8 protein-coding genes and 1 pseudogene are annotated in these 10,384 nt (G+C 50.2%); 8 read left to right on the top strand and 1 reads right to left on the bottom strand.

Annotated elements, in window-relative coordinates; genetic code table 11:
• Positions 1 to 785 (bottom strand): annotated as a pseudogene (locus tag KWJ01_RS09225) (T9SS C-terminal target domain-containing protein); the annotation flags it as partial.
• Positions 786 to 1,039: 254 nt separating this feature from the next.
• Here KWJ01_RS09225 and KWJ01_RS09220 point away from each other — a divergent pair.
• The 8 genes from KWJ01_RS09220 (at position 1,040) to alr (ending at position 10,171) form a co-directional block, all read left to right on the top strand.
• On the top strand, positions 1,040 to 1,735 hold the full coding sequence (locus KWJ01_RS09220) for a succinate dehydrogenase cytochrome b subunit (RefSeq protein WP_224996141.1): 696 nt from the start codon (positions 1,040 to 1,042) through the stop codon (positions 1,733 to 1,735).
• A 13-nt stretch (positions 1,736 to 1,748) separates the two neighbouring features.
• Complete coding sequence (locus KWJ01_RS09215; RefSeq protein ID WP_224996140.1) at positions 1,749 to 3,683, top strand: fumarate reductase/succinate dehydrogenase flavoprotein subunit; 1,935 nt, start codon at positions 1,749 to 1,751, stop codon at positions 3,681 to 3,683.
• Between the two features lies 1 nt (position 3,684).
• Complete coding sequence (locus KWJ01_RS09210) at positions 3,685 to 4,437, top strand: succinate dehydrogenase/fumarate reductase iron-sulfur subunit (protein ID WP_224996139.1); 753 nt, start codon at positions 3,685 to 3,687, stop codon at positions 4,435 to 4,437.
• Positions 4,438 to 4,769: 332 nt separating this feature from the next.
• A complete protein-coding gene (locus tag KWJ01_RS09205) occupies positions 4,770 to 6,221 on the top strand; it encodes a sodium:solute symporter (RefSeq protein WP_224996138.1) in 1,452 nt (483 codons plus the stop codon).
• A gap of 26 nt (positions 6,222 to 6,247) precedes the next feature.
• Positions 6,248 to 6,685: a GNAT family N-acetyltransferase gene (locus tag KWJ01_RS09200; RefSeq protein ID WP_224996137.1), complete on the top strand. Its 438-nt coding sequence runs from the start codon at positions 6,248 to 6,250 to the stop codon at positions 6,683 to 6,685.
• Position 6,686: 1 nt separating this feature from the next.
• Entirely contained in the window at positions 6,687 to 7,757 is a 1,071-nt protein-coding gene (locus tag KWJ01_RS09195; RefSeq protein ID WP_224996136.1) for an alanine racemase, read from the top strand.
• A complete protein-coding gene (locus KWJ01_RS09190) occupies positions 7,738 to 8,925 on the top strand; it encodes an amidohydrolase (RefSeq protein WP_224996135.1) in 1,188 nt (395 codons plus the stop codon). Before KWJ01_RS09195 ends, KWJ01_RS09190 begins: the two co-directional genes overlap by 20 nt.
• A gap of 64 nt (positions 8,926 to 8,989) precedes the next feature.
• A complete protein-coding gene (gene alr / locus KWJ01_RS09185) occupies positions 8,990 to 10,171 on the top strand; it encodes an alanine racemase (RefSeq protein ID WP_224996134.1) in 1,182 nt (393 codons plus the stop codon).
• Positions 10,172 to 10,384 lie beyond the last annotated feature (213 nt).

Raw genomic sequence — 10,384 nt, 5'->3', positions numbered from 1 at the left:
CGCCACTCCTCCACCACAAAGGCTACGTTGTATTCACCCCTGGTTCCGGGGGTGTTCCACACAAGATCTCCCGTAAATTCATCCAGGGTAAGAAAAGGCTCACCACCTGTGAGGCTGGTACCATTCCTGGGATCGCCCTCTGGAAAGGTGTTGGGGGGAAAGCGGTAATTCGCCACCGGAACATTGTTATCCTGCTGGCAAATCACTAAACGATAGGAAAGGCTGTCGCCATCTATATCGTAAGCTCCGGGGTTGTGCAGGTAAACCTTGCCTACCGCCGCCTTATCCACCGGCGGTACCCGCAGCTGTGGTGTGTTGTTCACCCCAATGAAGGGATCTATCACAATTACGGTCTCTATATAAAATGGCATATTTACCGAATTGTCCATGTTCAGCACATTTTCATTTCGGTAAAACTCCCTAAAGGATACCACATAAGTTCTGGCAGAAGGGAAGGTGTGCCGCACCTTCATTTGATACACCCAGGTATCTGCCGTTAAAGGCTCCCTGGATACATAGTTGGGATCACCCGGCTGGGTATTCCCATCGTTGTTGATCACAAGTGAAGTACCATCACCAAAATCCAGCGTACCATTACTACCAAATATTACCTGCGAGTCACGGTCGGCATAACCTGTAAGGGTAATTTCGTAAGTAAAGCTTTGCGGATCTACACGCCGGGCCGTAATCTCACCGGCCCTGATGTGGGTAGCCATGGCATGCTCAGACAATAACAGGCTGAATGCCAGCAGCAGAAGAGTGCGTAAATATAAAAGGCTTCTCATGCTCGGGTTAAAAAAAGTCACTCTAACACTAAACCCCGGCAACGGCAGTATGTTGGCACCACGTGCAAGGTTTTCGATTAAAGTAACAAATATACTGACAAAAAGAACGTTGGATTGTGCTTTTTCTTTTACAAAGTGCAACTAATATCTTATTTAGAACCCATTAAAATTATTTGCTTTCGTTGGTTGATACCGCTTGCTAATGTATTTTTGGCCGGCTAAGAAAATCTAGGTTTCAAATTTAGAAACATCCCATGAGTTGGTTAACACAAACGTTCTCAAGTTCAATTGGTCGTAAATTCCTCACTGCCATTACAGGCTTATTCTTAATCTTCTTTTTAGTAGGACACGTAACGGGTAACCTGTTGCTGTTTAAACCAGACGAAGGAAGAGCCTTTAATGAGTATACGCAATTTATGACGGGCAACCTGGGCATTATGATTGTCCGGTATTTGCTATATGCTGCTATTCTGGCGCACGTGATTATTACGGTGTTGTTGGGCATCCACAACCGTAAGGCACGGCCAGTAGGCTACACCAAACAGGTACCTTCTCCGCATGTTTCCTGGTCTTCCAGAAATATGGGCATTTTAGGAACGCTGGTCCTCGTTTTCATTGTTATCCACATGGCTAACTTCTGGTACTCCCTGAAGTGGGGCGTAGTGCCTACCGTCAATTACGCTGAAGCTGGAGAGATCAAAAACCTGTACCATGTGGTTCAAAGCTCTTTTTCCGAGCTTTGGTACACTGCCCTGTACGTGGTAATGATGGTGTTCCTTGCCTTTCACCTGATGCATGGCTTTCAGAGTGCCTTCCAGACCCTTGGCCTGCGGCACAAAAAGTACTGGCCTATTATCCGTAGTGTAGGATTCTGGTTTTCCATCATCGTACCGTTCATCTTTGCGCTAATGCCACTGTACATCTACTTTTTCCGTAACATAAATCATTAATCCCAGAAACTCCATGAATTTAAATTCAAGAATACCGGAAGGTCCGCTGGCGGAAAAGTGGGAAAAACACAAATTCAACGTCAAGCTGGTTAACCCGGCCAACAAACGCAAGTTCGATATCATTGTAGTAGGCACAGGTCTGGCCGGCGCATCTGCCGCAGCTTCCCTTGCCGAACTAGGTTATAATGTAAAGGTTTTCACCTTCCACGACAGCCCGCGCCGTGCGCACTCTATTGCTGCGCAGGGTGGTATCAACGCTGCCAAAAACTACCAGAACGATGGCGACTCAGTTTACCGCCTGTTCTACGATACTGTAAAAGGTGGTGACTACCGCAGCCGTGAGGCCAACGTTTATCGCCTGGCCCAGGTATCAGTAAATATTATTGACCAGTGTGTGGCACAGGGTGTTCCTTTTGCCCGTGAATACGGCGGGTTGCTGGATAACCGCTCTTTTGGTGGTGCCCAGGTGAGTCGTACCTTTTATGCCAAGGGCCAGACTGGCCAGCAGTTGCTGATTGGCGCTTACCAGGCCCTTAGCCGCCAGGTGGCCACAGGCAAAATAAAACTGTACACCCGTACCGAAATGCTGGACCTGGTGATGATCGATGGTCATGCCAAAGGTATCATTACCCGCAACCTGATTACCGGTAAAATTGAGCGCCATGCCGGCCACGCCGTGCTGCTTTGCACCGGTGGTTACGGCAACGTGTTTTACCTCTCTACCAATGCCATGGCCTCTAACGCCACTGCCGCCTGGAGAGCACACCGCAAAGGCGCCCTTTTTGCCAACCCTTGCTTTACCCAGATTCACCCAACCTGTATCCCCGTATCCGGCCTTTACCAGTCTAAGCTTACGCTGATGTCTGAGTCGCTGCGTAACGATGGACGTGTGTGGGTACCTAAAACGGTAGAAGACGCCGAGAAGATCCGCAAAGGGCAGATTAAACCAACAGACTTGCCAGAAGAGGCACGCGACTACTACCTGGAGCGCCGTTACCCAAGCTTTGGTAACCTGGTGCCACGCGACGTAGCCTCGCGTAATGCCAAGTATGTTTGCGACGAAGGCCGTGGTGTAGGTGGTACCGGCCTGGCGGTATACCTTGATTTTGCCGATGCAATTCGCCGCGATGGCAAGAGTACTATTGAGGCGCGCTATGGTAACCTCTTCGAAATGTATGAGAAGATAACCGGTGACGATCCCTATACCCTGCCCATGATGATTTACCCTGCGGTGCACTACACCATGGGTGGTCTGTGGGTAGATTATAACCTGATGACCAACATCCCTGGTCTGTATGCACTGGGCGAAGCTAACTTTTCCGACCATGGAGCTAACCGCCTGGGTGCTTCTGCCCTGATGCAGGGACTTGCCGATGGTTACTTTGTAATTCCGTACACCATGGGCGATTATGTTGCCAGCCTGCCATTCAAAAAGGTAGATGCCAGCCACCCTGCCTTCGATGAAGCAGAAAAGGCTGTGAAAGATGGCATCAACAAACTGCTAAGCATTAAGGGCACCCGTACGGTAGATGATTTCCACCGCGAGCTGGGCAGTATTATGTGGGAGTACTGCGGTATGGCCCGTAATGCCGAAGGCTTAACCAAAGCCATTGGCCTGGTGCAGCAGCTGCGTGCCGATTTCTGGAAAGATGTTAAAGTAAACGGCAGTGCCGAAGAGCTTAACATGTCGCTGGAAAAAGCCAACCGTGTAGCCGACTTCCTGGAGCTGGGCGAGCTGATGATCCGCGATGCCCTGCACCGCGAAGAAAGCTGCGGCGGCCACTTCCGTGATGAGTACCAGACACCAGAAGGTGAAGCCCTGCGTAACGATGAAGAGTTTTCTTATGTAGCAGCCTGGGAATATGGCGGCTTCAATGGCGAGCCTACCCTGCACAAAGAAGACCTGGTATTTGAAAATGTGAAACTCACCCAAAGAAGCTATAAATAATATGAATCTGACATTAAAGGTCTGGAGACAAAAAGGCCCTGCCGATAAGGGTGGGTTTGTAACATATGAGATGAAGGACATCAACCATCATATGTCCTTTCTGGAAATGATGGATGTGCTGAACGAAAGACTGGAACGTGAAGGCCAGGAGCCTGTGCACTTTGACCACGACTGCCGTGAAGGTATCTGCGGATCATGTGCCATGCACATCAACGGCCGTCCGCATGGACCTTCAAAAGGCACGGCAACCTGCCAGCTGCACATGCGCCTGTTTAACGATGGCGATGTGATTACCGTAGAGCCCTGGCGTGCAAAAGCATTCCCGGTGGTAAAAGACCTGGTAGTGGACCGCAGCGCCTTTGACCGTATCATTCAGGCGGGTGGTTATGTATCGGTGAATACCGGTGGTGTGCCAGATGCCAACGAAATTCCTGTTCCCAAGAAAATAGCCGACGAAGCCTTCAATGCAGCAACCTGCATCTCATGCGGTGCCTGTGTGGCTGCCTGTAAAAATGCTTCTGCCATGCTTTTTGTATCTGCAAAAGTATCGCAGCTGGCCCTGCTACCCCAGGGTAAGGTAGAGCGTAAAAACAGGGTTGAAAGAATGGTTGCGCAGATGGATGCAGAAGGTTTTGGTAACTGTACCAACACCCAGGCCTGCTCTGTGGAGTGTCCGAAGGAGATCAGCCAGGATTTCATCGCCATGATGAACCGTGAGTATATCGGTGCTAAGTTTACTTCTGATAACGTTTAAGAATTTATTCTGAATTGTACAGAGAGCCTTCTGCAACTGCAGAAGGCTTTTTTTTGACCATTCCTGGTGGTTTCAAACCAAGCAGGCTAAACCAAAGCTGCCAAAGCCACTGATTAAATTTCAAAATTATGGCATACAAAATATAATTTTAACATAAAAGCCAACATTCCGATCCTTGATTCCGCATTTTATTTGGCAGTAAACAAGCTTACATTTTGCAGAAATTGCACACCCCATTGCACTATCTGGCGAACATTGCCTTAAAAACAGGCTTTCTTCAGTAAATGAGGGCCTAAAGTGCTACCTTTAAGCATTGGGCAACAAACAAATTCATGCACTTTTTCGATATAGCCATTTTCCTGGCCTACATGCTGGGGATGCTGGGTATTGGTTTTTACTTCCTTAGAAAGAACAGCGGAACAGAAGATTACTACGTAGGCGGCCGCCAGATGGGCAGCTGGCACATTGGCCTTTCGGTAGTGGCAACAGATGTGGGCGGCGGATTTTCCATTGGCCTGGGCGGCCTGGGCTTTATGATGGGACTCTCTGGTTCCTGGATGCTTTTTACCGGCTTGCTTGGGGCATGGCTGGCGGCAGTGCTCCTGATTCCGCGGGTAAGAGAAAACCCTGCATTCAAAAACTTCTTTACACTTCCGCAATTATATGGCCATTTCTTTGGCAGGCGGGTGGCCGTGCTTGCCGGTATCATTTCTGCCATCGGTTACACAGGCTTTACCAGCAGCCAGCTTCTAGCTGGCGCTAAACTGGCATCGGGCACCTTTGCACAGCTGGAGCTGATGCCGGCCCTGCTCATTATGGGTGTGCTGGCCGTGGTGTATACTGTTATGGGCGGCATCAAAGCCGTTATCTATACTGATACCGTCCAGTGGATCATTCTGATGGCGGGCCTGCTTTTTATTGGCTTACCAGTCTGCTACACTGCCGTTGGCGGCTGGGAAACCATCAGGGCAACACTCCCGCCACACTTTTTCAGCCTGGGCAACATCAGCTGGGTACAGATCCTGAACTGGGGCATTACTATCATACCCATCTGGTTTGTGGGCATGACCCTCTACCAGCGCATTTTTGCCTGCAGGGATACCAAAACAGCCCGCAGGGCCTGGTACATTGCCGGCCTGTTTGAATGGCCCATCATGGCCCTGCTGGGGGTAAGCCTGGGCCTGCTCTCACGTGTGGCTGCCGAACAGGGTATGTTCGCCTATATGGGCTATGCAGGAGCAGCTGATGTTGATGCTGAAAGCGGACTTCCGCTCCTGCTAAGAACGGTGCTGCCGGTAGGGCTTATGGGCCTGATGATGTCGGCTTACTTTTCTGCCATACTTTCCACCGCCGACAGCTGCCTGATGGCCGCCTCCGGCAATGTAGTTACCGACCTGATCAGCAACCTGCGCAGCAGGGTGTTATCTGAAGATAAGGTACTGCGCCTGTCGCAATGGGTAACGCTTGGCATTGGCCTGCTGGCACTGGTGCTGGCAACTTTTATGGAAAATGTGCTTAGCCTGATGCTCTACTCCTATGCCTTTATGGTCAGTGGTCTGCTGGTTCCGCTTATGGCTGCCCTATTCTTTAGCAGCCGCCATGCCCGGGCCGCCTTCTGGTCTATGCTGGCCGGTGGCAGTGTAACGGTAACCCTCTCACTGCTTGCCGTACCCCTGCCCTATGCACTGGATGCCAACCTCTTCGGCATCATTGCCTCACTGATCACCTACTGCAGTATTTCAACACTTAGCCCTCAAAAAACGTTAACTAAACAGCCTGTTTAAACATGCACAATTACGCAACAATTGCAATGGATTATAAAGTAATAACAGCTGCAGATCTACCAACTTTTCTGCAGAAAAACGAAATAGCAAACTTTCTGGCAGAACACCTGGACGAGTTTGGCGACAGCAAACACGATATAATGAAGTGCCTAGATTATGCCCTAAGCAGTTACGGGCATCAGGGTGGCTTTGTGCTTTTAGCAACCGAAGACGACGCCATAGCAGGCGTCGTGGTAATGAACAAAACCGGCATGGAGAGCTACATACCCGAGAACATACTGGTATACATTGCCGTACACAAGGAGCATCGGGGCAAAGGCCTGGGCAAAGCGCTGATGCAGCGGGCCATTGCAACGGCCAAGGGCAGCATTGCCCTGCACGTAGAGCCAAACAACCCTGCAAAAAAACTGTACGAAAAGCTGGGCTTTACCAACAAGTACCTGGAAATGCGTCTGCAACGCTAGTATGGCATACCTGAACCTTTATAAAGATAACCTCCTGCATAATTTCAATTTCCTGAAAAATATGTTCGAGGAACACGAGCTAAGCTGGGGGGTAGTATCTAAACTACTCTGTGGCAATCGTGATTACCTGAAACTACTTATTGAGCTGGGCATAGTAGAAATACACGATTCGCGCATCAGCAACCTGAAGCGGATAAAAGAACTAGCCCCTCACGTACAAACAGTCTACATTAAACCTCCTGCCAAAGGCAACATCCATAAGATCATCAGGTATGCAGATGTGAGCATGAACACCGAGTATTATACCCTTAAGCTGCTTAGCGACGAAGCCGTGCAGCAGGAGAAACAACACAAGGTGATCATTATGGTAGAGACCGGCGACCTGCGGGAGGGCGTAATGGGCGAAAACCTGGTGAACTTTTATGCTAAGGTATTTGAGCTGCCCAACATAGAGGTAATAGGGCTGGGCACCAACCTGAACTGCCTGCACGGGGTAATGCCCTCGCAGGATAAGCTGGTACAGCTGTGCCTCTACAAGCAGATCATTGAGCTGAAGTTTAACCAAAGCATTCCCTGGATCTCCGGCGGCACCAGTGTTACCGTTCCGCTCCTGCTCAACAGGCAGCTTCCCAAAGGGATCAATCACTTCCGGGTAGGAGAAATCCTGTTCTTTGGCCTTAACCTGTTTACGAACACCACGGTAGAGGGCATGCGCGATGATGTTTTTGAGTTGCATACCGAAATAATAGAGATCACCAGGAAACCGGTGGTGCCCATTGGCGAGCTGGCAGCCAACCCACAGGGGCAGGTGCATGAAGTAGACAGCAGCCTCTATGGCCAAACCAGCTGCAGGGCCATTCTTGATGTAGGCCTGCTGGATGTGGATCCTAAATACCTGGTGCTGGACGGATACGACTTTTCCGTAGTAGGTGCCAGTTCCGATATGCTCGTTATAGACCTGGGGCAGAATGAGCATGGCTATAAGGTGGGCGATGAGCTAAGCTTCAAACTTAGGTATATGGGCGCGCTCGGCCTGTTAAACTCATATTATATTGAAAAACGCATTGCCTAGCATAGTAGTAGAAGAAATCAGTAACCTGCTCCCCGAACTAACACAGCTCCGGCGGGACTTACACAAATACCCTGAACTATCGGGGCAGGAGGAGGCAACGGCCCGTTATGTTAAAGCCTACCTGCAAAGGCATATGCCTGCACGCATCCTAACCCGCCTGGGTGCCACAGCATCCGGTACAGGCCTGGCGGCAGTGTACGAAGGCAGCGAAGAAGGCCCCACCCTTATGTTCCGGGCAGATATGGATGCCCTTCCCATCCCGGAGCAGAACCACCTGCCCTACAACTCGCTGAATAAGGGAGTATCACATAAATGCGGACACGATGGCCACATGAGCATGGTAGCAGGCCTGGCTCCCCTCCTGCACCGCCATCCACCCAAAAAGGGTCGCGTGGTGTTATTTATGCAGCCGGCCGAAGAAACAGGCGAAGGCGCCCGGGCACTGGTGCAGGATCCGCATTTCAGGGAACTAAAGCCAGATTATATCTTCGGACTCCATAACCTGCCCGGTTATCCTTTGGGGCAGCTGGTGCTGCGGGAGGGGACTTTTTGTGCCGCATCAAAAGGACTGCGTGTGGTGTTAACAGGCGGCACCGCCCATGCAGCCGAGCCGGAGCGGGGCATCTCTCCTGCCGGGGCACTTGCAAGGCTGCTGCAGGTACTTCCTGCTTTGCCTGATCAACTGCCACACAAAGAGCTGCTCCTGCTCACCCTCACCCATGCCCAGATGGGTGAACCAAGCTTTGGCATCTCTCCCGGACAGGCAGTTTTACAGGCCACCCTGCGTGCTAACCTGGAGGAAGAAATGACAGTGCTTAGCGAGGCTGTAGAAGCACAGATCAGAACAGTGGCACAGGAATTCGGGCTGCGGTTAGCATTATCTTACCACGAGGTTTTTCCTGTTACCCAGAATAATGCAGTGGTTTCTGAAATCTTAAGCAGGGCCGCCGCTGCTGCAGGACTATCCGTACACCACAAAGAAGAAGCTTTTCGCTGGTCGGAAGACTTTGGGCATTACAACCAACTTGCCCCTTCCGGCTTTTTTGGCCTGGGCTCCGGCACCGAACAGCTAAACCTTCACAATGCCTCTTATGATTTTCCCGATGCCCTGATCCCCTATGGATTAAAGATGTACTGGGCGCTGATCAATGAGTTAATGGGAGAATGAAATCAATCCTTCACTACCTCTAACTTAAGTAACAACCTCCAGCCCTTAGCAGTTATCTTCAAACATGACTCATTTTTCCGACCCATCTTACAGTGTGCAGCACACTTCCGGCATAGAAATAAGCCGCAGTGCATTTTTATCTAACGTTGCCTTTGTAAGGCAGATACTTGGCCCCGGGGTTAAGCTTTCTGCCGTGGTGAAGGGCAATGCCTATGGACACGGGCTGGAGCAAATAGCAGAACTATGCCAGGATGCAGACATTGTGCACTTAAGTGTATTCAGTGCACAGGAGGCACAGCGAATCCTGAAGGTGAGGCGCAAACCGCTTACCATCATGATACTGGGCATGATCGACAACAGGGACCTGCCCTGGGCCATTGCGCACGACATTGAGTTTTTTGTTTTTGAACGCGACCGCCTTAACGCAGCAGTAGAAGCAGCCCGGCAGCTGGGAAAGAAGGCCCGCATTCACCTGGAAGTAGAAACAGGCATGAACCGCACTGGTTTCGACGAAGAAGAACTGGAAGAGGTGCTAAACTTACTCAAAAAACAGCCGGAAGAGCTGGAACTGGTAAGCCTTTGCACCCATTTTGCCGGGGCAGAAGAAATGGCCAACTACCTGCGCATTCGTCAGCAACTGGAGACCTACAACAGGCTTTACGACAAGGTTACTGAAGCAGGCCTTCAACCACCACTCCGGCACACTGCCTGCTCGGCAGCCTCCCTGAACTATCCTGAAACCCGCATGGACCTGGTGCGCATTGGTATTATGTTGTATGGCTTTTGGCCAAACCTGGAGACCAGGATCATGTACATGCGCCATAACCCGGAACAGCCCGACCCGCTGCGCCGACTCATTTGCTGGAAAAGCAGGATATTGAGCATCAAAAAGGTTAAAATGGGAGAATACATTGGTTATGGCAACTCCTACCTGGCCTCTAAAGACATGGTAATTGCTACAGTACCTGTGGGCTATGCCTACGGCTTTTCCCGCAGCTTAAGCAATGTAGGAAGGGTGCTGGTGCATGGCGAACGGGTAGCGGTGGTAGGCGTTGTAAACATGAATCTTATCATGATTAATGTTACAGAGATCAGGCAGATCCGCAAAGATGATGAGGTGGTGCTGATCGGTAGCCAGGGCAATAAAAACATTTCCGTTTCTTCATTCAGCGAAATGAGCCAGCAGCTTAACTACGAGATGCTCAGCAGACTTCCGGCAGACATTCCCCGCACCATTACCGACTAAGCACTTAAAAATAAAACCCGGCCTAAGTTTTGGCTCAGACCGGGCTTCGAGAGATGAAAAAAATATAAAAAAATACTAGGTTCAATTTTGTCACAGCCATTGTCGTGCCACATTAGCCTAACCGTTATCAATAAGCTGACATACAAATTTTTATAGATTTATCAGGTTTACAGCAATCCAGCAAAGGCCTGTCATTTTGAAAGGCTAATTCTC

The sequence above is a fragment of the Cesiribacter sp. SM1 genome (assembly GCF_020178975.1).
GTDB lineage: Bacteria > Bacteroidota > Bacteroidia > Cytophagales > Cyclobacteriaceae > Cesiribacter.
This window is presented reverse-complemented; position numbering and strand designations above follow the sequence as displayed.